Origin of the sequence: Algibacter sp. Ld11, assembly GCF_045066735.1 — a bacterium.
GTDB lineage: Bacteria > Bacteroidota > Bacteroidia > Flavobacteriales > Flavobacteriaceae > Algibacter.
This window is the reverse complement of sequence record NZ_JBISHH010000007.1, coordinates 51,013-76,739: the sequence shown is the minus strand read 5'-3', so window position 1 is coordinate 76,739 and position 25,727 is coordinate 51,013. Positions and strand designations below refer to the sequence as shown.

The following is a 25,727-nucleotide window of genomic DNA, read 5'->3' as shown; positions in this document are numbered from 1 at the left end:
TTATTTTGATTTATACATAAAACTGTTACCTAAATACTAGATTTTAACTATTTTTTATTGTTTTTCCTACATATTGTAGTCATTTTTGACATTAATTAATTCAAATAATCATAAAATGAAAACAAAGCTTAGTGGAATGCTAACGCTATTACTAGCGTTTGTTGTGCATCTAACATTTGCACAAGAAAAGACAATTTCGGGAGTAATCTCAGACAACGCAGGTTTACCCTTACCCGGAGCTACTGTCTTAGTAAAAGGAACTTCTTCAGGAACTTCAAGTGATTTCGATGGTAATTATTCAATAACAGCTAACCAAGGAACAACCCTTGTTTTTAGTTTTGTTGGATATACTACAACAGAAATAACGGTTGGAGCATCCAAAATTATTAATGTAACAATGGACGAAGATGCGGCAACTTTAGATGAAGTTGTTGTAACCGCATTAGGTATTAAAAGAAGTAAAAAATCTTTAGGGTATGCAACTCAGGAAATTGGAAACGAAGAAATCTCTACTGTAAAAGAAGCCAATGTTCTTAATCAACTTTCTGGTAAGGTTGCTGGTCTTTCTATACAAAGAACTAATAACCTTGGTGGTTCTACCAATGTTGTTATTAGAGGTCAAACTTCATTAACAGGATCAAACCAAGCTTTATTCGTTATTGATGGTGTACCTATTTCTAATAGAAACACAAACACAGGAACTCAATCTCAGGGAGCTACTGGTTACGATTATGGTAACCCTGTTTCGGATTTAAACCCTGACGACATCGAATCTATGAATGTTTTAAAAGGTTCTGCTGCAACGGCATTATACGGTTCTAGAGCATCAAATGGTGTTATAGTTATTAATACTAAAAAAGGTAAAGGATCTAATACTAAAGATTACTCTGTGACAATATCTTCTAATGTTAGTACTGGAAGTATAGACAGAAGTACTTTTCCTGAATTCCAAACCGGTTATGGAGCTGGTTATGGCGGAAACGATTATAATTTCGAATCATCAGACTTTAATGGAGATGGAATTATTGATAATTACGCTAACGTAAACGATGATGCTTCTTTTGGACCTAAATTTGACTCTAGTTTATACTTAACTCAATGGGATGCATTATACCCTCAATTAACAGACACCTACGGAGTTGCAAGACCATGGGAAGCTGCTAAGAACGGACCATTAACCTTCTTTCAAACTCCTACGTCTTTTACAAATTCTGTTTCTGTATCTAAAAGATTCGATGCCGGGTCATTTAGACTATCATACTCTAATTATGACGCTAGCGGATTACTTCCTAATAGTTCTCAAAACAAAAACACATTCTCTTTAGCTACAACTGCCCAATTAACAGATAAACTTGAAGCAACGGGATATGCTACATACATTAACACTGAAACTGTAGGTAGAAACTCAACAGGATACAATGATAATATTGTTGGTTTTATGCGCCAATGGGGACAAAATAATGTTGATTACCAAAGACAAAGAGAAGCGTATTTTCAAACAGGTGAAAACATTACATGGAACCCAAAATCTCCAACAGACTTAACACCTATATATTGGGATAATCCATATTGGACACGTTACGAAAACTACCAAAGTGATGGTAGAAATAGATTTACAGGATACGCTCAATTAAAATATGACATTATAGAAGACCTTAGTATAACAGGAAAAGCGTCTGTAGATCAATATAGTGAAATACAAGAAGAACGAAGAGCTGTTGGATCTGTACCTACTGCTTTTGGTATTAATGAAGGAAGTGATGGTAGTTACAACAGAAATGACCAAACTTCAGGATATTTAAGAAGAAACATTAATTCGAGAGAAACAAATTTAGATGTGATTTTAAACTACTCTAAAGACATTACTGATGATTTAGATTTTAGCGCATTTTTAGGTGGAAATATTAGAAATAACACTTTAAATATGGTTACTGCCGCTACAAACGGTGGACTTAAAGTACCTGGCGTATATTCACTTCAAAACTCAACTGATGCATTACCTAACCCTAAAGAAAGAGATGAAACAATAGAAGTTCAAAGTTTTTATGCTGGAGCAACCCTTGGTTATAAAAATTTCTTATTTATAGAAGGTACATTGCGTAGAGACAAAACATCCACACTACCTGCTGCTAACAACTCATACTACTACCCTGCAGTTTCTGGATCGTATATATTTTCTCAAAACATCGATGTACCAGCAATCAAGTTCGGTAAACTAAGAGCTAACTGGGCACAAATTGGAAACGCTACAGGTTTTGATCAAATTAATGATACTTACACAAGTTTAACATCTTTCCAAGGAAATGCTGCTGCTGCCGTAAGTAATTCAAAGAAAAACCCAGATTTAAAACCAGAAATTTCAAGATCTTATGAAATAGGTCTAGAAATGAAGTTTTTAGAAAAAGCAAATCTTGGTTTTGATATTGCTTATTATAAAACAAATACAACAGATCAAATTGTACCTGTTTCAGTAAGTGAAACTACGGGTTACTTAAGTAAAATTATAAACGCCGGAGAATTAGAAAACAAAGGTATTGAACTATCTGCTTTTACCGAATTTGATATAACAGACAATTTTAAATGGAAAGTTAACGTAAACTGGTCTAAGAACGAAAACACTGTTGTGTCTTTAGCTGAAGGATTAGACGAATTATTATTAGGTTCTTTTAACGCTCAGGTTGTAGCAAGAATAGGTGAATCTTACGGAGCTTTAAAAGGAAGTGATTATACATATAATGAAAATGGTCAAAAAGTAATAGATGCAGATGGTGTGCCATTAGCTACCGCTTCAGATCAAATTATCGGTAATGGTAATCCTGATTGGTTAGGAGGTATAAGAAACACGCTTTCTTATAAAAACTTAACATTTAGCTTCTTTATAGATATTAGAAGCGGCGGAGATATGTTCTCTTTAGATCAACGTTACGGGCAAGCTACAGGAGTTTTAGCTAGTTCAGATTTTATTAACGATTTAGGTAACCCAGTAAGAAACACATTAGCTAATGGTGGTGGGTTTATCTACCAAGGTGTTTTAGAAGATGGAACACCAAATACTACAAGATTAGATGCTAGTGGTTTTGGTAGTACAGGTTACCAAACACTTCCTTTAAGTGAGTTTGTTTACGATGCCTCTTTTGTAAAATTACGTGAGGCTAGTTTATCTTATAACTTCCCAAAAGATATTACATCTAAGTTATCATTAGATAATCTATCTATAACTCTTGTAGGTTCTAACTTATGGATTATCCACAAAAACATTCCTGATGCAGACCCTGAGACAGGTTTTGGGGCTGGTAATATTCAAGGTCTTTCATCTGGTTCTTTGCCTACAACGAAGAACTACGCACTTAATGTTAAACTTCAATTTTAATACATAGAAAAATGAAAAAAAATATAATAATAGCACTTTTGGCTTTAGTCGCACTTTCTTGTACTAAAGATTTAGAAGAGCTTAACGTAAACAAAAAAGATTTTGCAGTAACCACTGATGCATCTCTTTTTACAAGCGCACAGTACAAGTTATTTAATCAAATGACGGAAACAAGTGTTAATGAGAACATTTTTCGTCTCATTGTTCAAAATTGGACAGAAACTACATATACTGATGAAGCTAATTATGATTTAAAAACAAGGAATATTGATGAGTTTCATTGGGAAACTTTATATCGTGATGTTTTAAAAAACTTTAAAGAATCTAAAAGTTTAGTTTCAGGTCTTCCAGATGTGCAAACAAATAAAATAGCAACTATAGAACTTTATGAGATTTATACTTACTACGTTTTAGTCACTTCTTTTGGGGACATTCCATACACAGAGGCATTAGACATCGATATTTTAAATCCTGTTTTTGATAATCAAGAAACTGTTTTCAATGATTTATTAGATAGACTAGATACAAACGTAATCTCTAAATTTATAACTGATGAAGTTGGTTTTTCAGCATCAGAAGATATTGTCTACAACGGAGATATTGAAAAATGGCTAAAATTCGCGAACTCATTGAAACTTCAAATGGGTATGTTAATAGCCGATTCAGATCCTGCAAAAGCAGAAACAGTTGTTAGCGCTGCAGTTACTGCGGGTGTTTTCACTTCTGCTGATGATAACATGAAAATAGCTTTTGAAACTGCCGCACCATATACAAACCCTGTTTATGCAGCATTAGTACTATCTGGTCGTGATGATTATGTTCCTACAAATACTATTGTGGATATGATGACAACATTAAACGACCCTCGTAGAGATGACTATTTCACACTATACAATGGCATTTATAAAGGTGGTGTTTCTGGAGAATTAAACTCATTCAGCCAATACTCTCATGTGTCAGACAAAATTGGAAAAGATCCAACATTAGAAGCACCACTAATGACTTATTTTGAAGTTGAATTTTTATTAGCAGAAGCAATTGAAAGAGGCTTTATTACAGGAACTGCAGAAACAAATTACAATAACGCAATCGCTGCCTCTATTAAATATTGGGGAGGAACTGATGCAGAAGTTGACACTTACTTAGGTCAAGGAAGCGTAGCATACAGTAGCGCTGCAGGTAATTATAAACAGAAAATTGGAACTCAAAAATGGTTAGCACTCTATAATAGAGGTTTTGAATCTTGGACTGAATGGAGACGTCTAGATTTCCCTGTATTAACAGCACCTGCAGATGCAGAAACAAATAACGATCAACCCCCTTATAGATTTACATATCCAACGGTTGAACTTTCTTTAAACGGAGCTAATTTAAACGCCGCTAGTACAAGTATTGGTGGAGATGAATTAGAAACGAAACTATTTTTTGATAAACTTTAATTAAAACAGTCATAAAAATATAAATTATGAAAAAACTTAAAATATTTTTTATTTTACCTATATGTGTACTAATTTCTTGTAACGAAGACGAAGGAGAAATTGACTACGCAGATTTAGGCGCTAACATAGTATTAAACACGTCTAGCATAAGTAATCTAGACGAAAATCACACTATGGAATTTTCGATTATCACAGCAGATGACGTTATTGTTACAGATATAGCGGTGACAAAAGGAATAAATACTGTTAATGCAAATGTTTCTGCAGAAACAGCTACCTTCAACTCGTCTCTTCTTGGTACATTAAGTGGTAATGAAGAAGACGGAATTGATATTAGCGCTGTTTCTACACTTTCTAATGGAAAGCCTTATTCAAAAGACTTTAATATAGCAATCACTAAAGCGCTTTCTTTAGAAAAAGGTTTAGACGCCATTATTTATGACACGGCAGTGGAAGATACTTTAATATTTGAAGCATCTACAAAATCTGCAGTAATTGATAACATATCTTTAGAGTGGAAAAAAGGAAAAGAAGGAACTTATGCTGCTACTACTCCACTTGGCTCTCCTTTAAATGTAGATGGTGATACTATTATTTTCACCAATTTCACAGATGCATCATACGGATACAATCTTGCTGTAAAAGACACATTGTATTATAGATTTATAGCTACCAGTGGAACACTTACAGATTCACTAGAAACCTATATACCCATAATAAGTCAAACTTTTGATACAAGTTCAAAAGTTATATTAAGTTCAGATCTTACCAAAAACAAATTAAACTTGGACACTGCTACTTTTTACACAGACACTAATAATGAAGATGCGGAAATTAAATTTAAAAGCCCAACTGGTTTTGAAAAAGAAGGAACAACTGATATAAATTTTGTAAAAGTTGGAGATTTATCTGGTGAAAGTGAATACTATAATACTATAGACAAACTTTTTGCAGAAAAAGATTTACTAATAGCCCAAAGACTTTATGACGCCGGAACGAAAGAAACAGAAGTTACCGCTGCTACAAATGGCGATTTGTACATCTACAAAATTACACGTGATGTTACAGAGTACGGTATGATAAAAATAGGAGATGTTGTTTCAACGAACGGAGGAACAAGCCTAACTGAAATTAATATTGAATTTGGTGAAGCCGAAATAAAATAGTACAATTTAATTGCAAAATGTTAAAAAGAGATTATCTGAGAAGATAGTCTCTTTTTTTTGTTCAGGACTTATCAAAATTAATACCTTTTAAAAGTTACCAAACTATTTTATAAATAGGTCATTCTTATCAAATTAAACATGATTAAAATTTCAATAATCAAAACTTTTCAATAAAAACTGATAGCTAACCACCATAACACCAACTGTTACATAGTTAAAATCTTACGCAAAGACTGCGTTTTGAAGAAACTCTTATTAATATCTTTTAATCTCCACATTAAACAAATTACAGAATACTAAATTTAGCATGTATATTTTTATCATTTCATTAAATCTAACTACAATTTCCTAACAAAGACCACAATTTTCAGTAAAACTGACACCTAAAAAGCAAATTTTAACCATTATTTATTGTTTTATTAACTTTTTATTATGATTTTTGACATTGACTAATTCAAATAATTATAAAATGAAAACAAAGTTTAGTGGAATGCTAACGCTACTATTAGCGTTTGTTGTGCAACTAACGTTTGCACAAGAAAAGACAATTTCAGGAACAGTATCAGATGACTCTGGTTTACCGTTACCCGGAGCTACAGTCTTAGTTAAAGGTACTTCAACAGGTACTTCAACAGATTTCGATGGAAAATATGCAATTAAAGCAACCCAAGGTTCTACTTTGGTATTTAGCTTTGTTGGGTATGCAACGAAAGAAATTGCTCTTGGATCGTCCAATACAATTAATGTAACAATGGCAGAAGATGCCGCTGCTTTAGATGAAGTTGTTATTACAGCATTAGGAATTAAAAGAAATGCAAAAGAACTTTCCTATTCTGTATCAACTTTAAAAAATGAAGACATTACAAAAACAAAAGCTGTCAACGTTGCTACCGCTATGGTTGGTAAAGTTGCAGGTTTGCAAATTAACACTACCAATAATGGTGTTAACCCAAGTACGAGAGTTGTACTAAGGGGTAACAGATCTCTATTAAATGACAACGAAGCGCTTGTGGTTATTGATGGTTTTCCATCAGACAGAGGAACCTTAGACCGCATTAACCCGAATGACATTGAAAACATTAGTGTTTTAAAAGGTGCTAACTCTGCTGCACTTTATGGTTCTGAAGCAACAAATGGTGTTGTTTTAGTTACAACTAAGCAAGGTAAAGGAAAACTAAAAGTGAGTTATAATGGATCTTTCCAAGTAGAGAACGCGGCTTACTTACCAGAATTTCAAAATGAATTTGGTGTTGGTGGTTTCCCTGATGGAACACTATACCCGTTAGAAAATGTTGCTTGGGGACCTCGTTTTGATGGTCGTTTAGTTGATGCTAGTGAAACTTTAGACAATGGTGATGTATGGCAAGTACCTTTTACTCCTATTGAAGACAACCATAAAGATTTTTTTAGACAAGGTAGCACTACTAGACATGGTGTAACAGTAAGTGGTGGAGATGACGCCGGAACTTTTTTAATGTCTATTGATCAAACAAACACAACTGGTATTGTGCCAAACGACGCTTACAACAGAACAAACTTTAGATTAAAAGGAAGTAAAACATACAACAAACTTAGTGTTGGTGGTAACTTATCATTCTTTAGATCTCATTCAAATGTTGTTGGTGCAGGTGGACGTCAAGATAGACCATTATACTGGAATATCATAAACACACCATTACACTTACCAATGGAGCAATTAAAAAATTGGAGAACTGGTGAATTTACTAGAAACGAAACCTCTTACTTCGCTTTTTATGAAAATCCTTACTTTATTGTAGATACACAAAGACTGAAAAGAGATATCAATGAATTTAATGTTATTGCCTTTGCTGATTACGAAATTACAGATTGGTTAACAGCATCTTTAAATGTTGGTTACACAGGATCTACTACCACTACTAAAAGAGAATACGGAGCATTTACATACGCTTTCGAATTAGAAAACACGTATGCTAGAATGGATGAATACGGTGCTCGTACTGCAGATGCTATGGAAAACTCTTCTAGATTAAACACAGATTTCTTATTAAAATTTAATAAAGATCTTTCAGAAGACTTTAATGTTCAATTAACAACAGGTCAAAACACAAGAATTCAAGATAACAGTGCAATAGCTGTTGCTGGAAACGATTTAATTATTCCTGATTTCTACAATATCTCAACCATTACAGGTAATATTTTATCAGCAGACTTTCCAACTATAGGAGTAGGTAGAAGTTTTGCAGAAGGCAATCAAAGAACTCAAAAATACAGAAGAATGAGTGTTTATGGTGATTTAACTTTAGGCTATAAAGACTATTTATTTTTAACTGGTACTGGTAGAAATGATTGGTCTTCAGCTTTACCAAAAGATGGTAACTCATTCTTTTACTATGGTGTAGGTTTATCTTTTGCTGCTACCGATGCATTTGATATTACATCTGATAAAGGATTAAGCTATTTAAAAGCTGCAGTTAACTTAACAAAAACTGGTAATGACCCAACCATTTATAGAACGCAAGGTACATTCTTTGCTCCAACAGGTTTTCCTTACGGAACAACAGTTGGTTTATCTCAAAGTTCCCAAGTTCCAAGTCCTAGTTTAAATCCAGAGTTTACTACATCTTTAGAAGTTGGTTTAGAAACTGGTTTTTTCAAAAACAGACTTACTGCTAACTTTACAGGGTATAAAACAAACTCAACAGATCAAATTGTAGCTGCTGATGTATCTTATGCATCTGGTGCTTCATCAGCTGTTGTAAACGTTGGTGAAATTGAAAACTTAGGTATTGAAGTTGATTTAAACGGAACCATTTTAAAATCTGATAACTTTAAATGGGATGTTGGTTTAAGTTGGACAGCAATTAAATCGGAAGTGCTTTCTTTAGCTGATGGTGTTGATGAGTTAGGGCTTGGTGGTTTTGATTCTGCTCAAGTTATCGCTAAGGTAGGAGAACCTTACCCACAATTAAGAACAACTGCTTACTTAAGAGATGATGAAGGAAGAGTTATTGTTGGTGACGACGGAGATCCAATTCAAGATCCAACTAACCAAATTCAAGGTAAAACAACTCCTGATTATATCTTAGGGATGAACACTAACATTAGCTACAAAAACTGGAATTTATATGCAGTTATGGATTATAGAACTGGTCACGTATTTTATAACGCTATTGTAGATGCTATTGAATTTACAGGTTTATCTCAACACAGTGCAACTGCTGGAAGACAAGCTTTCGTTTTCCCTAACTCTTCTTACTCTGATGGTAATGGAGGTTATGTAGCTAACGACAATAGATTAACAAGTGGTGGTGGTAACGCTTTCTGGGATGAGTACGGAGAAATTAAAGAAAACTACGTTTCTGATGCAACTACGTTAAAACTTAGAGAGGTTTTATTATCTTACACGTTTGATGGTGATGTTTTAAAAACTATTGGTGTTGACGATTTATCTATTGGACTTTTCGGAAGAAACTTAGTGACTTGGAGACCAGCAGAGAATGTTACAACCGATCCTGAATTCAACTTTACTACTGGAAACGCAGTTGGTGTAGGTGACCAAAATCAAACAGCTCCTACAAGACAGTTTGGTATGAGTGTAAACTTAACATTCTAAAAAAATAAAAATGAAAAATATAAAAATGAAAAAAGCAATTTTATCCCTTTTTGCACTAGCCATAGTTAGTGTAAGTTGCGATGACTTTTTAGATGTCAACGAAAACCCTAATGACCCGGCAATATCGACACCGAGTTTAACTTTACCTGTCGCTCTTGAAGACTTTGGCGAATTAAACGGTCGTACTATGACTTACTTAGGTAACGAATTAGTAGTTAACTGGGCAACACCATCTAACTGGTCTGCAAACGCTATATATAGCAGATACAACTTCAGTGCTGATGATTTTTCAAATATCTTTGAAACGTCTTACGCAACAATTTTCAAAAACCTTACATATATTGAAAATTACGAAGATCCTACCGGTGCAGTTGATTATTCTAACTATAAAGCAATTTCTAAAATTGTAAAAGGTTTTCAGTATCAATTATTAGTTGACTTATATGGAGATATTCCTTATACAGAAGCTAACTTAAGAGGAGACAATGCAACTCCTGCGTATGATGATGCTGAAACTATTTACAAAAGTGTTATTGAAGATTTAGGAGCAGCTGTAACTTTAATTAACAGCACTGACACAGCAGAAGATCCTGGAACACAAGATGTTTTATTTGAAGGTCACATGGATTACTGGGTTGAATTTGCTAATAGCATTAGATTAAGGATGCTTGTAAGAATGAGCAATACCGGTCAAGATGCATACATCGCTTCTCAAATAGCAGATATTACTGCTAATGGTGGTGGTTTTATACATGCTACTGCGGGTGTTAATCCTGGCTACACAGCAAATGAAAATCAACAAAGTCCTTTCTACGATTATTTTGTACAACCAAACGGAGCACAACAAAACAGAAAAGATTTTACTGTTGCTTCAGAATATACTATTTCATTTTTAACGAATGCAAACGACCCAAGGTTAGAAAGACTTTACGAAGAAGCTGCTAATGGCGGTTACAAAGGTGCAGAACAGTCTACTATTCTGCCAGGAACAGGATTTACATCTGATGATTTATCTAAAGTAGGACCTGGACTTTTAGTAAGTGCAGATCAAGATCAAATCGTAATGTCTGAAGCTGAAGCTTTATTCGTTCAAGCAGAAGCTACTGTTAGAGGATACTTACCAGGTGGAGATGCTGCTGCTCAAGCTTTATATGAAGCTGCAATTGAAGCATCATTTGTACAATTAGGCGTAGAAGATGCTGCTACAGAAGCTGCTACTTACTACAACCAAGACATTATAAATGTTGGTTGGGACAATTCTACTAATAAAATCCAAGCTATCATGACTCAAAAATGGATAGCATTAAACGGAACATCTTCTATAGAATCTTGGATTGATTTAACAAGAACAGGTTACCCAGCTGGCTTACCTATTCCTGCTGAATCTGATGGTGTTAGACCAGTAAGATTATTATACCCATCTTCAGAATATTCTAGAAACGTGAACAACGTACCTACACAAGCTGCAGGAGATGTATTTACTAACGCTCCATTTTGGAAATAAAAAAATATGAAAATGAAAAAAATTAAATTTATCAGGACATTTTTTGTTCTAGCTTTAGGGAGTCTTATCACCCTAAGTTCTTGTGATGCGTTATTAGACGACACAAAAACTGATTTTGGACAAGGTCCAATATTAGCTCAATTTGAAAATACAACTGACGAACTAAATATTATTTTAGACCCAGCTGTGACATCAATAGATTATGAAATTCCAATTACGTTCTTTGGAGGAAAAAATGTTCCTTTAGATAGAGATGTAACTGTAACCATTGCAGCAAGTCCAGATTCTCCAGCAAAAGAAGGTGTTGAGTTTGAATTAGGTGAAACTACTTTTACAATTCCTGCAGGTGAAAAAACTGCTAATGCAGCAATTATTGTATTAACAGGTAACTTAGTTCCTTTTGATTTTAAGGACATTGTTCTAGAAATTGTGGAATCTTCTGAAGCTGTATCAGATGTTAACTCAATAGCTTTAACATTAAAAGCGCTTCCTGAGACTACATTAGCTGGAACTTATGATGTAGAAGTTGGTGAGTATTATAACTCTGGTTCTTTCATTGCGAACTACTCAGGTACTGTATCTATTGCAGCTGTTTCACCAGATCTTTATAAGCACGTTGGTATTGCATTTTGGCCAGATGACAACGATTTCTACTTTACAGTAGATCCTGACACTAATGTTATTACTGTTTTAGATGTTGATCTTGCTGGAGAACCAACATTATTAAACGGATCTCCAATAATGACTTGCAAGAAAAGTGTATTTGAAATGATTACTTGTGATGATACTACAAATAAGCAAACACTTATGTCTGATGGAAGTCATATTGTAGAATTAACTACAGGATATGATAGAGGAACAGGTGCAACAAGAGAATTTTTAGAAAAACTAATTAGACAAAACTAATTATTTTTATAAAGTTATACTTAGTAAATAAACGGTCGGTAAACATAATGTTTACCGACCGTTTCATTTTATTCCCTATATTTTATAAAAATAACCCCTCAACAATAATTTATTTACAACACCCCTACATCGGCTACTATAACTACAAACAGTAATAAATATTTACTATACCCATAGCAGATATTACCCTAAACAGCTTTAATGGTATGGATTCCAAATTAATCCCGACTCGTAGCGCAAATCCAACTAACACATCCGTTTTAACTTATTATCGAAACCCAAGCAACACTTACGATTTAGAAGTAAATGGTACTCTAGACTTTACTTTTGATAGCTATGCAAGTAAAATATCTTATGAGATTATTCATCTTGAAGTTTATAGTTGTTCTCGATCCAAGTACAGGTTCTCTAAATTGAACTACCTCAACTAGTATCACTATAACTCTATGCGGCGGTAGATACTAAAACTTAATTATAGTTACATACAGAGATGGTTTAGCCAGTACATGAGTATTTAATCTAACTCTCAAAAACACAGACTAAACTTCAAGATGAGATAATCTTGTAAATTCAGATTCAACTTCATTTCAAGCTTTCAATTAAGTAAACTTAATCCATCTAAAAAAGGAGATTTATTAGAATCATTAAAGAAAATTGAACATTATTATTCGTTATTAAAAACAACTACAACTAATATTTACTGATATTTTACAACCATTCACTATTTATTCAATAACAAACAGTAAAATACTGAAACCTTCCATATTCAAATTTGAATTTGAAAAAAAATTACTCAAATAATTAGTTACTAACGAATTACCACAGAAATCTCTTAAACATCAACTTCATTCAAACTACATATTTAAACCATTTACATTGTATTACTCAAAATTTGTAACACAAAAAAAGGATTTTTAACAATTATTTATTGTTTTATTAACTTTTTATAGTGATTTTTGGCGCCGACTAATTCAAATAATTATAAAATGAAAAAAAAGTTTAGTGGAATACTAACGCTATTATTAGCGTTTGTTGTGCAACTTACGTTTGCACAAGAAAAGACAATTTCAGGAACAGTATCAGATGATTCTGGTTTACCGTTACCAGGAGCTACAGTCTTAGTAAAAGGTACTTCAACAGGTACTTCAACAGATTTCGATGGAGCATATGCTATTAAGGCCAATCAAGGAGCTGTTCTTGTAATTAGTTTTGTTGGATATGCTAGCACAGAAGTAAAGGTTGGACAATCCAACACAGTTAATGTAACAATGCAACCAGATGCAGCAGCTTTAGACGAAGTTGTCATTGTTGGTTACGGTACAAGTACAAAACAAGCATTTTCTGGTTCTATTAAAGAAATCAAAGCAGGTGTTTTAGAAGCTAAAACCTTCTCAAATGTATCGCAAGCCCTTGCAGGTGAGGTTGCTGGTGTAAATGTAATTAACACTTCAGGCCAACCAGGTACTGTTGCAACAATACGTATTAGAGGTTTTGGTTCTGTTAACGGAAACAGAGATCCTTTATATGTAGTTGATGGTGTTCCAATGACAACATCATCTTTTGATTCTGATGGAGATCGTTTTGATAACGGGAGTTTAAATTCAATAAACCCATCGGATATTGAAACTACAACAGTTTTAAAAGATGCTACAGCTACAGCTATTTACGGAGCTAGAGGTGCAAATGGAGTTATTTTGATAACTACAAAATCAGGAAAAAAAGGAACTTCTTCAGTAGAAGTTGATGTAAAAACTGGTGTAAACATCCAATTAATTCCTAGATACGACGTTATCGATAGCGCTAACGAATATGTAGAATTATCATGGATGGCTATGGGAAACAGATCGTTAAGCTTAGACCCAACTAGTGATGCTGTTGCTTATGCTAATGAATTTTTATACTCTTCTAGAGGTATTAACTCAGAATATAACAACTATAATGTAAATAACGTTTCAGAATTAATTGATCCTGCAACGGGAAAAGTTCGTGCTGGTGTAACAACAAAATACACTCCAGAAGACTGGGCTGATTATGGTTTCCAAGCATCTTTCTTAACTGAAGCTAACTTAAAAATGAGTGGTGGTACTGAGAAAACTAAGTACTTTTCATCTTTTGGTTACTTAGACCAAAAAGGTTTCTTAAAAAACTCATCTTACAAACGTTACTCTTCTAGATTAAACGTAACACATAAACCTAAAGAATGGTTAACAGCTACAGCTAACTTAGGTTATACTTATGGCGAAACTTTAGCAAACGGACAATCTGAAGATTCAGGTAGTGTGTTTTGGTTTTCAGATAATATTCCTTCAATCTACCCATTATTCACAAGAGATGCTAATGGTAATACAATACCAGATACAAAATATGGTGGAAACCAGTATGATTACGGTGTAAATAGAGGTTTTGGTGGATTAACCAATGCTATTGCAGATTCTCAATATGACCAAGATGGTAACAATCGTCATTCGGTAAATGGTAGTTTCTCAATGAAATTTGATATTACTAAGAACCTTACTTATGAAACACGTTATGGTGTTCAATATTACAATAGAGTTAGAAATGTAATTAACAATCCTTTTTATGGATCTGCAGCCGGACAAAGCGGTAGTTTATTTAAAGTTAACACAACAGATATTACACAAAACTTATTGAACTTACTTAGATATTCTAATACTTTTGGATCTCACAGCATAAGCATTTTAGCTGCACACGAAACAAACAAAAACAAATACGAATATGCTACAGTAAGTAAATCTAATGTTGTAAACCTTCAAAACGGACTTGATCAAGCAAACAACTATGTTGTAAGTTCTTCTCCTCCTACAGGATACAGATTACAAAGATCTATTGAAAGTTACTTCGCGCAAGCAAACTACAACTTCGCCAACACTTACTACTTAACGGGGTCTATTAGAAGAGATGGTTCTTCAAGATTCTTTCAAGATAAATGGGGCACATTTGGTTCAGTAGGAGCTTCATGGGTTATGAGTAATGAGCAATTCTTAAAAGGTTCTAACGCAATAAACTTTTTAAAAGTAAAAGCGAGTTATGGTTTAGTTGGTGATGAAGCTGGAGCTGATTACTACAGTGGACAAAACACTTATGAAATAAACAACTTATTAGGTGGTATTTCTTTAGTGCCTAACTCTATTCAAGATCCTAATTTAACCTGGGAAACATCAAAAATGTTCCAAACAGGTATTGAATTTACAGCTTTCAACAATGTCGTTGATGTTAACATTGATTACTATGTTAAGAATACTGACGATTTAGTATTTGATAAGCGATTAGCACCTTCTTCTTCGGAATCTTTAATTACAGTTAATGACGGTTCTTTAGTAAATAGAGGATTAGAATTTGATATCACTACGCATATTATTAACAAAACTGACTACAGTTTAGACTTTGCTTTTAACGGTGAGATATTAAATAATGAATTAACACAAATGCCAATTGAAACAGCAACTGGACTTGAAAAAACTCTAGATCAAAGTGGAAATTATGGTCGTTCAAAAGGACATAGCTTATATGATTTTTACATTAGAGAATGGGCAGGTGTAGATACTGCTAATGGTGACCCACTTTGGAATCAATATTATTTTGATGCTAATGGTAATGACGCTGTAGATTCAGGTGAATCTATCGCAAGTTTATCTCAATACCAAAATGATAACCCGAACAACACGGACATCAAGAAAACAACAACAAATGTTTATGCTGATGCTACTCAAAAATACACAGGACACTCTGCAATTCCAGATATCCGAGGTGCTTTTAGACTTAATGCAAGAATCAAAGATTTCACAATTAGCACGCAATTTGCATATAGCTTAGGTGGCTATGGTTATGATGCTGCTTATGCTAGATTAGTAAGTAATGATCAAGCAGGTTCTAACAACTGGTCTACAGATATTAGAAACAGTTGGAAAGCTCCTGGTGATGTTACTGACGTTCCTAAATTAATAAGTGATGTAAATACTCAAGTAAACTCAACATCTTCTCGTTTCATTACTTCAACAGATTACATATCTTTAAACAATGCTAGAATTGGGTATAACTTACCATCTCGTTTCCTAGTAAATAACACAATCAAATCTATCAATTTATGGGTTTCTGGTGATAACTTATTTATTAACAGTGCAAGAGCAGGTTTTAATCCTAATACTTCTGAGACTGGAGCAACAACATCATATACTTACGCACCATTATCTACAATTACAGTAGGAGCGAGAATTAAATTCTAATTTTAAAAAAAATAATATGAAAACACAATATATAAAATCACTTTTGGTAGTAGCGGTTGCTACGCTTACCTTTAGTTGTGGAGAAGATTTTCTTGAAGAAACTCCTACACAATACGTTTCCATTTCGGATGTTGGTGAAACTGGAGAAATATACCCAGGCATACTAGCTGGTACACTTAGTGGTCTTTTTAATTCTATGTACACAACTGGAACTGGAGGAACAACTGACCATGCCGATTTTGGACAAAAAGGTAATGACATTTATTCAGATTTCCTTTCAGGAGATTTAGCTCTAACAGCAAATAACTATAACAGATATAGCAATTTTGCGGCATTATTAGTTACTGTAGATAACACGTTTACAAGAGCAAATTATTCAGCTTGGAGATATTACTACAGAATTATTGGATCTGCAAACAAAATTATTGATGCATTAGGAGGTAACGATGCTACTATTACAGACTCTAATAAAACAACAATGGGACAAGCTAAAGCTATGCGTGCATATGCGTACTTTTACTTAACTCAACTTTATATTCCAGAATACACTCCGACTTCTAAAGTATTGCCATTATACATAAACACAAATGGAGATGCTTTAGAACAAAGTGAAACTCAAGTGGTTTACGCACAAATGATTGATGATTTAGAGCAAGCAGCAACACTTTTAGAAGGTTACAGCAGAGCTGAATTATTTGAAGTTAATGAAGATGTTGCAAACACATTATTAGCTTATGTTTATGGATCTATGGATACTAACGCTACAGATATTTTAGCTAGAGATTTAGCTGAAAAAGTTATAGCAAATTCAGGTCTTCCTATTACAACAAAGGCAGAAACTATTGGAGGATTCAACTCTGTAGAAACTCCAAGTTGGTTATGGGGTGCAGATATTACAACAGATACTGGCTTAGATTTGATATCATGGTGGGGCCAAATGGATATCTATACATATAGCTACCAATGGGCTGGTGATAAAAAAGCAATTGATCAAGGATTATACGACCAAATTAAAGATACAGATCAACGTAAAATTCAATTTGCTACTCAAGCAGATATTGACGATGAAGTAAACCAATTACAAGATTCAGATCTATTAATCCCTTTCAAGAAGTTTTACAACGCTGGAAGAGTTAGAGGTGGTCAAAGAGTTATTGAAGATGATTATATTTACATGCGTATTGATGAATTATACATGTTATCTGCTGAAATGAATGCAAAAATAGGAGCTGAAGAAGATGCTAAAACTCGTTTAAAGCAAATTTTAGCAGAACGTTTTGACTCTGCAGCTGACTATGCTTATGTTGACACCTTAACCGGACAAGCATTAATAGATGAAATATATTTACAAACACGTATTGAGTTTTTTGCTGAAGGAAAAAGTTTATTCGCTCTTAAAAGAAACAAAGCGAATGTTGTAAGAGGAACTAACCATTTATACTTAGCAGGCGAAGTAATTCCCTATAATGACGATCGTCTTACTTTGGAAATTCCTTTATTAGAAGTACAAAACAATCCATTTATCAACTAATTATTTATACCACATTGCTATAAATAACAGATAATGGTTTAATTTAAAAATCTCCAAGAGTTTCATGCTCTTGGGGATTTTTCTATTTATATCATTATGTAAATATGATACAACGTTTGGTCTACTAATTATAATTAAAAATAATCATTAAAGCTCAATGTAAATCTATAATCTCAACTTAAAATTCATCTATTTATAAAACAGTTTCTAGAGTAACGATTTCTTTTAATAAAAAAATCAACTTCCAATCTGCTATTAATTTTTTTGAGCAGTACCGAAGTTAAAATAAATGAAAACGTTACAATTTTCGTCATAACTAAAGATAACTCCTTAATAATTAGGTTTTCTCGTTGAATTAGTTATATTATCCTTTAGTATAACTTTAAAAACACTACATGAGGCAATTAAAAATTACGAAACAAGTTACCAACCGCGAGTCAAAATCCCTAGACAAATACCTTCAAGACATTAGTAGAATACCCCTTATCACAGCTGAAGAAGAGGTCGAACTAGCCCAATTAATTAAAAATGGCGACCAAAAAGCTCTAGATACGCTCACAACTGCTAATTTAAGGTTCGTAGTTTCAGTCTCAAAACAATATCAAAATCAGGGTCTAACTCTACCCGATTTAATCAACGAGGGCAATGCTGGCCTAGTGAAAGCGGCAAAACGCTTTGACGAAACTAGAGGGTTTAAATTTATTTCTTATGCCGTTTGGTGGATTCGTCAAGCAATTCTTCAAGCTTTAGCTGAACAATCTCGAATAGTTAGATTACCTTTGAACAAAATTGGCTCGATTAATAAAATTAATAAAGCCTATTCATTTTTAGAACAAGAGAATGAAAGACCACCAAGTGCGCAAGAAATTGCGAGCAAATTAGATCTTTCATTAACCGATGTTAAACAGTCTATGAAAATTTCTGGGCGCCATGTTTCTATGGATGCTCCTTTTCAAGAAGGTGAGACATCAAACTTGTATGATGTAATGAATTCTAGCGAATCGCCTAGACCAGATTCTGGTTTAATGCAGGACGCTTTGAATATAGAAGTTAACCGTGCTTTAAATTCCCTTTCGGACAAAGAAGCAGAGGTTATTCGTCATTATTATGGTATTAGTAAAAAACAACCTATGAGCCTCCAAGAAATTGGTGACTCTTTTGGTTTAACACGGGAACGTGTAAGACAAATAAAAGAAAAAGGTATTCGTAGATTACGACAAACCTCAAAAAGTAAAGTATTAAAAACGTATTTAGGATAAGCCTAAAACTTAAAATCAATTAATTAAAAGAGTATCTATGTTAAAGATTATTGTAAAAGATGGTGAAAATATAGAGCGTGCCTTAAAACGCTACAAAAGAAAACACCGTAACATCAAAGTAATGCAAAATTTACGTGAAGGGCAGTTTTTCACTAAACCATCTGTAAAAAGACGTCGTCAAGTAAAAAAAGCAGCTTACATTCAAAACTTAAGAGACCAAGAAGAAGTATAGCCTTTACTTGTTTTAAGCTTATAAAAAATCCCATTCGATTCTATCGTAATGGGATTTTTTAATTTATTATACTGATATTTTTACCACAAGCCCTTCGTTAGACCGAATATTGAATACCGTCTCATCTTCAAAAATGAGATATTGTCCTTTTATCCCAACGACTTTCCCTGTGTATTTTAATGCCTTTTTAATATTTAGACTCTTTGGCTTAAGCGGGTATTTATTAACCGGAAACTCCAAATGTGTTTCCGAATTATTCTCAATAAAATACTCTGCAGCTTCATCTGGTATATGTTGCTTTAAACGATCTCGCCATTCCACTAAATTTTCATCTTCATTATCATTTTTAAGCATTTTACGCCAGTTAGTCTTATCTGCTACATAAGACTTCAAAGCGACCTCTGTAACGCCCGCTAAATACCTATTAGGCACCTCTACAATTTCTAGAGCTTCGTGTGCTCCCTGATCTATCCAACGCGTTGGAACTTGTGTTTTTCTAGTGACCCCAACCTTTACATTACTAGAGTTCGCCAAATACACAATGTGCGGTTGTAATTGCACACGTTTTTCATACTCTAGATCACGATCCTCTTTACCTAAATGTGCTGTACTTAATTCGGGGCGCATAATCCAATCTCCCGCCTGCGCCGTTTCAAAAAAGCATTGCTTATCATACCCTTGCCTGTAAATTGGTTTATCTAATCCGCAATTTAAACATTGATATTTTACAAATTCAATAGAAATCTCTTTCCCTATTAACTGATTCATACTTATAAAATCCGAATCAAAAACCAAGTAATACTGAATTGGGTTAGAAAATTCGGTTTCCATTTTTGTTAAAACACCTTGGTAAGTCATAAAAAAAAGTCTTATTTTTAAAAAATTAAAGATAAAAATAATTATGCCAATCCCTATAGTAAATTCAATTGCTTCTTGGTTTTTAAAAAAACGATTTCATCAAATAGAATTGTTCCTAAAATACCCAAATGAAGTTCAAAATGAATTGCTACAAAGCCTTATACATATGGCTAAAGACACTGAATTAGGTAAACAATACGATTTCAAGTCTATAAAAAATTACAAAACATTTGCAGAGCGTGTCCCCATAAAAAATTATGACGGCTGGCAAGATATTATAGATCGCTCTCGCAATGGTGAAAACAACTTGTTTTGGCCTACACCCATAAAATGGTTTGCAAAATCTAGTGGCACGACCCGTGCTAAAAGTAAATTTATCCCGGTAAGCCAAGAATCTCTGGAGAACTGCCACTATGCAGCAAGTAAAGATTTACTATGCATGTACTTAAACAACAACGAAGATTCGCAATTATTTACAGGAAAGAGTTTACGCTTAGGCGGAAGTAAAGAACTCTCTAGACAAAAAGGCACTGTATTTGGTGATCTATCGGCTATTTTAATTGATAATATGCCCTTTTGGGCAGAATACAGCAGCACCCCAAGCAACAAAGTGTCCTTAATGAGTGATTGGGAACACAAAATGCAAGCCATAGTAAACGAAACTATAAATGAAAACGTTACCAGTCTAGCCGGCGTACCTTCTTGGATGCTTGTACTTTTAAACAACGTTCTTGAAACCACAGGAAAACAAAGCTTACACGAAGTTTGGCCAAACCTAGAAGTATACTTTCATGGTGGTGTTAGTTTTACGCCTTATAAAGATCAATACCAAAAAATACTACCGCAAAAAGATTTTAAGTACTATGAAATTTATAATGCTTCGGAAGGTTTTTTCGCCATTCAGGACCAAAATGACTCAAATGAATTATTACTAATGCTAGACTATGGTATTTTCTATGAGTTTATACCTATGAATATTTATGCAACATCTGAAGAACAAGCTATCCCTTTAAGTGATGTTCAATTGCACACAAATTACGCCGTTATAATAACCACTAACGCTGGATTATGGCGTTACAAAATTGGAGACACCATTAGGTTCACCTCGTTAAGCCCCTATAGAATAAAAGTTTCTGGACGTACAAAACACCATATTAATGTTTTTGGTGAAGAACTTATTATTGAAAATGCTGAAGAAGCTCTAAAAAACGTTTGCTCCAAAACTGAAGCAGAAATAGTAGATTATACAGCTGCCCCTATTTTTATGGTTGGGAAAGAAAAAGGTGCTCACCAATGGCTTATTGAATTTAAAACCCCTCCAAAAGACATAGATTATTTTAATGAACTTTTTGACAATGCCCTGAAAGCTTTAAATTCTGATTATGAAGCGAAACGGTATAACAGCATTACATTAAACAAACCTAAAATTACAATAGCTCGAAAAAACCTTTTTCACGATTGGCTTAAACAAAATAACAAACTAGGCGGACAACACAAAGTACCTCGACTTTCAAACACCAGAGATTACATCGATGAACTGCTTGAATTAAATGTGTGTTACGCTTAAGTAGTTTTAAATAACGTAATTATAAAAATAAGATTTACATCTTTTATCGAAAAGCTAATAAATTGATTTCTATTAAACTTATAGTAAACTAAGCCGGTTTTATTGTCCTTAAATTTTTAATTAAATCATCAGGATGAGATAAATATATAATTCTTTCATCATCCATGATACCTTCTAAATTTATGGGGTTACCAGAAATAAGTAAAGGCACATTTCCTTGCTCGAGTATCGCTTCAACTTTAACTTTCGCTGGATGCTCAGTAGGTGTTACAAACATAGAAAGCATCAAATCTGGATTTACTTCTTGTATAACTTGTTTAATATTTTCTGTCGGCACATCTTGCCCTAAATAATAAACGCACCACCCCATCTCTCGTGCTATGTAATACGCCAGTAAGAGCGCTATTTCATGATATTCGTCTTCCGTTAAAAACATCAATATACTTGGTGCATTTTTTTGAGGATAGGCCAACAAATCAATAGAAGCATACATTTTCCTTTTAATTAAATTGGAAATAAAATGTTCTTGAGCAGGCATAACTTTATTAATTCCCCATAACACTCCTACCTGATTAAGAAAAGGGTAAATAAGTTCTGTTACCGTTGCTAATAAGCCTTTTTTTACTATTTGCGTTCTTAAAACATCATTAAAACCAACCTCATCCATATTAAGCATACTAACAATTAGTGCACTAATTTCACCTTCATAATGTCCTTCTGTAATACCATCAGAAATGGTTTCATGAATTTCATCATCTGTCATTTTATCGATTTTAGAAATACGATATCCATTTCTAGTTAGAACGGCAATATTCAATAATTTCTTTAATTGTTCACCTGAATAATACCTGATATTAGTGTCCGTACGCTCAGGATCCAAAAAATTATATCGTGTTTCCCACTTGCGTAAAGTATGCGCTTTAATTCCTGTTAAAGCCACAATCTGTGCCATTGTATACTTACTCATGTCTAATTGTTTACTAAACAAACTTAAACAAAAAAAAATAATCCAAATCATTTTTGAAAACAATTTTGTCTATGTTTAATTTTTAAATGTTGGACATAAATAAAATTTTATATATATTTGTCTAACAATTAACAAAATAAATTAGACAGTATGAAAACGAAACATTTTATTATCGCACTTTTTAGTCTATCATTAATAACCACATCATGTAGCAATGATGACGATGGCACTAAAACACCAGAACCAACACCAAACATTGTGGAACTAGCACAACAAACTCCGAGTTTAAGCTCTTTAGTAGCAGCATTACTGCGAGCAGACGGCGACTTAGCCACTGTACTAGCCGGTAATGGTCCATTTACAGTTTTAGCTCCTACCAACGATGCTTTTGCTACTTTTTTATCCGATAACGGATTCAATTCATTAGAAGAGCTACCAACAGACGTTCTATCACAAGTTTTATTAAACCATGTAATTATGGCAGATGTATCAGCTAGTGATTTAATATCTATGGGATCTGGCTATACTTCAGGAAGCGCAACTGGAGCTGGAGACGAAAATATTAGTATTTATTTTGACGCTACAAATGGAGTTACTTTCAATAACATTGCAACAGTTACAACAGCGGACGTTAATGCTTCTAATGGAACAGTACACATAATAGATGCTGTTTTAGGATTACCAAGTGTTGTAGATTTAGCAATATCAAATTCTGATTTTTCAAATCTGGTAGCAGCACTAGGAGCGGCAGACGGAGATCTGGTTAGCGTTCTAAGTGGAGATGGTCCATTTACAGTATTAGCACCTAGCGATGCGGCTTTTAGTACTTTTTTAGACGGTGCTGCCTTAGGAGATGTTGATACCGGCGCTCTTTCTCAAATACTACTTAATCATGTAATAATAGGTTCAACAATAACCTCTACAGCTCTGTTAGATTTAGGTGCAGGATACACCAATACAGGAGCCACTGGACCAAGTAGTAATGCTCTTAGTTTATATTTCAATACAACAAATGGCGTTATGTTTAATGGAATCTCTACTGTAACAAAAGCAGATATCGTTGGTACTAACGGTATAATTCATGCGATAGATACGGTTATTGATATTCCAACAGTAGTTACATTTGCCGTTGCAGACCCAAACTTTTCAACCTTAGTAGATGCTTTAACAACATTAACACCTGCAACAGATTTTGCAACTATATTATCTAGAACTGAAACAGGTAACTCTGATATGTTGGATCCAAACTTTACTGTTTTCGCTCCTACAAACGATGCCTTTGCAGCCTTAACCGCTGTACCTGAAGAAGCTGCCTTAACACAGATATTGTTACATCACGTTATAAAAGAAGCTAACATAACTTCTAGTATGCTAACCAACCCTGGCGATACAACAGCAGCAACCATTGAAGGAGACGATATTACTATTTCACTTCCGGGCACAGGAAACAATATCGCTAACATAACTGACGGATCGGGAGCTACCGATATAGGAATTGTAGCTGTAGATGTACAAGCTGAAAACGGAGTAATACACGCAATTAATAAAGTAATGATTAATAACTAATATTAACTTATTCCCTAAAACTAGTTAATTTAAAAGCCGGCTCTAACTCCTTGTTAGGTCGGCTTTTTTTTTGATAGACAAAAAAACAAGAATTAATCAATTACTCAAAAAAAACATATATACTAAGTACTATTTTTTTAAGCAATTTCAAAATAACAGTAAAACAAAAAGCCATTTGTAAATAATTTTACAAATGGCTTTTTAAATTATAATACAGCTCAACTTTAAGAAACCGCTTTTAGCTTTTTAATAGTTGTTTTAGTCAATTTTCTTTCGGCGTAAGTTTTAGTCACATTCAAGACCTTATCCTCACTACTTGGTAATTCAAACATAGCATCAGTTAAAATTTCTTCACATAAAGAACGTAATCCCCTAGCTCCTAATTTATATTCAATAGCTTTACCGACGATAAAATCTAGTGCACCATCGCTAATAGAAAAATCTACTTCATCCATAGTAAACAGTTTTTTATACTGTTTAATTATAGCGTTTTTAGGTTCTGTCAAAATTGCTCTTAAAGTTTTAGCATCTAAAGGATCCATATACGTTAACACAGGAAGTCTTCCAATAATTTCAGGAATTAAACCGAAATCTTTTAAATCCTTTGGGATTATGTATTGTAACAAATTACTTTGATCTACATTCTCGTCAGACATAGAAGCACTATACCCTACTGCTTGCATATTTAGTCGCTTTGAAATATGTCTTTCAATACCATCAAAAGCTCCACCAGCAATAAACAAAATATTTTCAGTATTAACCTCTATAAATTTTTGATCTGGATGTTTACGTCCGCCTTTAGGTGGCACATTCACAACTGTACCTTCTAATAATTTTAATAAAGCTTGCTGCACACCTTCACCAGAGACATCTCTAGTAATCGAAGGGTTATCACTTTTACGTGCTATTTTATCAATTTCATCAATAAAAACAATACCTTTTTCTGCTTTCTCTAAATTATAATCTGCAGCTTGCAATAAACGCGTTAAAATACTTTCAACATCTTCACCAACATAACCAGCCTCGGTTAAAACCGTTGCATCTACAATAGCTAAAGGTACATTAAGCATTTTAGCAATAGTTTTGGCCATTAAAGTCTTACCTGTACCGGTTTGCCCAACCATAACGATATTTGATTTTTGAATTTCAATATCATCGCCAGTTGGTGGTTGTAATAAACGCTTATAGTGATTATATACAGCCACAGACATTACTTTTTTAGTCATGTCTTGACCAATAATATATTCATCTAAAAATTCTTTAATTTGTAAAGGCTTGCGTAGTTTTAATTCCGCTGATAGATCGCTACTATCGTTTTGCTTAGATTCCTCTATAACAATACCATGAGCCTGCTCAATACATCTATCGCAGATGTGTGCATCTAATCCTGCTATTAACAAATTTGTTTCAGGCTTTTTACGACCACAAAACGAACATTCTAATTCTTCTTTTGCCATTAATCTTACTTGTTTTGAGGCATATAAATTTCAAACCCCTTTATACCAACACTTTAAAGTTAGTGA

Annotated in this window: 16 protein-coding genes; 13 read left to right on the top strand and 3 right to left on the bottom strand. The window is 33.7% G+C overall.

Translation table 11 applies throughout. The features are described 5' to 3' along the window. Positions 1–115 precede the first annotated feature (115 nt). The 11 genes from ACJJV4_RS03315 (at position 116) to rpsU (ending at position 19,246) form a co-directional block, all read left to right on the top strand. Positions 116–3,370, top strand: a complete 3,255-nt coding sequence (locus ACJJV4_RS03315) for a SusC/RagA family TonB-linked outer membrane protein (protein WP_405292074.1) — start codon at positions 116–118, stop codon at positions 3,368–3,370. 11 nt (positions 3,371–3,381) lie between these two features. Further along, positions 3,382–4,809, top strand: coding sequence for a SusD/RagB family nutrient-binding outer membrane lipoprotein (locus ACJJV4_RS03310; protein ID WP_405292073.1), 1,428 nt, complete (start codon positions 3,382–3,384; stop codon positions 4,807–4,809). A gap of 26 nt (positions 4,810–4,835) precedes the next feature. Beyond that, positions 4,836–5,975, top strand: coding sequence for a hypothetical protein (locus ACJJV4_RS03305; RefSeq protein WP_405292072.1), 1,140 nt, complete (start codon positions 4,836–4,838; stop codon positions 5,973–5,975). Positions 5,976–6,444: 469 nt separating this feature from the next. Further along, positions 6,445–9,570 (top strand): SusC/RagA family TonB-linked outer membrane protein, encoded by a 3,126-nt coding sequence (locus ACJJV4_RS03300; protein ID WP_405292071.1) that lies wholly within the window; start codon positions 6,445–6,447, stop codon positions 9,568–9,570. A gap of 10 nt (positions 9,571–9,580) precedes the next feature. Then, on the top strand, positions 9,581–11,074 hold the full coding sequence (locus ACJJV4_RS03295) for a SusD/RagB family nutrient-binding outer membrane lipoprotein (RefSeq protein WP_405292070.1): 1,494 nt from the start codon (positions 9,581–9,583) through the stop codon (positions 11,072–11,074). 12 nt (positions 11,075–11,086) lie between these two features. Next, positions 11,087–11,980, top strand: a complete 894-nt coding sequence (locus ACJJV4_RS03290; protein ID WP_405292069.1) for a hypothetical protein — start codon at positions 11,087–11,089, stop codon at positions 11,978–11,980. A gap of 206 nt (positions 11,981–12,186) precedes the next feature. Further along, positions 12,187–12,411: a hypothetical protein gene (locus ACJJV4_RS03285; RefSeq protein WP_405292068.1), complete on the top strand. Its 225-nt coding sequence runs from the start codon at positions 12,187–12,189 to the stop codon at positions 12,409–12,411. Positions 12,412–12,966: 555 nt separating this feature from the next. Continuing rightward, a complete protein-coding gene (locus tag ACJJV4_RS03280; RefSeq protein ID WP_405292067.1) occupies positions 12,967–16,224 on the top strand; it encodes a SusC/RagA family TonB-linked outer membrane protein in 3,258 nt (1,085 codons plus the stop codon). Positions 16,225–16,240: 16 nt separating this feature from the next. Next, positions 16,241–17,755, top strand: a complete 1,515-nt coding sequence (locus ACJJV4_RS03275; protein WP_405292066.1) for a RagB/SusD family nutrient uptake outer membrane protein — start codon at positions 16,241–16,243, stop codon at positions 17,753–17,755. Positions 17,756–18,150: 395 nt separating this feature from the next. Continuing rightward, on the top strand, positions 18,151–19,014 hold the full coding sequence (locus ACJJV4_RS03270; protein WP_405292065.1) for an RNA polymerase sigma factor RpoD/SigA: 864 nt from the start codon (positions 18,151–18,153) through the stop codon (positions 19,012–19,014). 37 nt (positions 19,015–19,051) lie between these two features. Beyond that, entirely contained in the window at positions 19,052–19,246 is a 195-nt protein-coding gene (gene rpsU / locus ACJJV4_RS03265) for a 30S ribosomal protein S21 (protein WP_158844967.1), read from the top strand. A gap of 66 nt (positions 19,247–19,312) precedes the next feature. Here rpsU and ACJJV4_RS03260 read toward each other — a convergent pair whose 3' ends face one another. Then, positions 19,313–20,104 (bottom strand): DUF2797 domain-containing protein, encoded by a 792-nt coding sequence (locus tag ACJJV4_RS03260; RefSeq protein ID WP_405292064.1) that lies wholly within the window; start codon positions 20,102–20,104, stop codon positions 19,313–19,315. Between the two features lie 43 nt (positions 20,105–20,147). On the opposite strand from ACJJV4_RS03260, the gene ACJJV4_RS03255 reads away from it, so the two are divergent. Continuing rightward, positions 20,148–21,671, top strand: coding sequence for a GH3 auxin-responsive promoter family protein (locus ACJJV4_RS03255; protein ID WP_405292063.1), 1,524 nt, complete (start codon positions 20,148–20,150; stop codon positions 21,669–21,671). An 88-nt stretch (positions 21,672–21,759) separates the two neighbouring features. Here ACJJV4_RS03255 and ACJJV4_RS03250 read toward each other — a convergent pair whose 3' ends face one another. Next, positions 21,760–22,638, bottom strand: a complete 879-nt coding sequence (locus tag ACJJV4_RS03250; RefSeq protein ID WP_405292062.1) for a MerR family transcriptional regulator — start codon at positions 22,636–22,638, stop codon at positions 21,760–21,762. A 150-nt stretch (positions 22,639–22,788) separates the two neighbouring features. On the opposite strand from ACJJV4_RS03250, the gene ACJJV4_RS03245 reads away from it, so the two are divergent. Next, positions 22,789–24,204 carry a fasciclin domain-containing protein gene (locus ACJJV4_RS03245; RefSeq protein ID WP_405292061.1) on the top strand — a complete coding sequence of 472 codons (1,416 nt, stop codon included), beginning with the start codon at positions 22,789–22,791 and terminating at the stop codon, positions 24,202–24,204. A gap of 224 nt (positions 24,205–24,428) precedes the next feature. Here ACJJV4_RS03245 and clpX read toward each other — a convergent pair whose 3' ends face one another. Further along, on the bottom strand, positions 24,429–25,661 hold the full coding sequence (clpX, locus tag ACJJV4_RS03240) for an ATP-dependent Clp protease ATP-binding subunit ClpX (RefSeq protein ID WP_405292060.1): 1,233 nt from the start codon (positions 25,659–25,661) through the stop codon (positions 24,429–24,431). Positions 25,662–25,727: the final 66 nt, after the last annotated feature.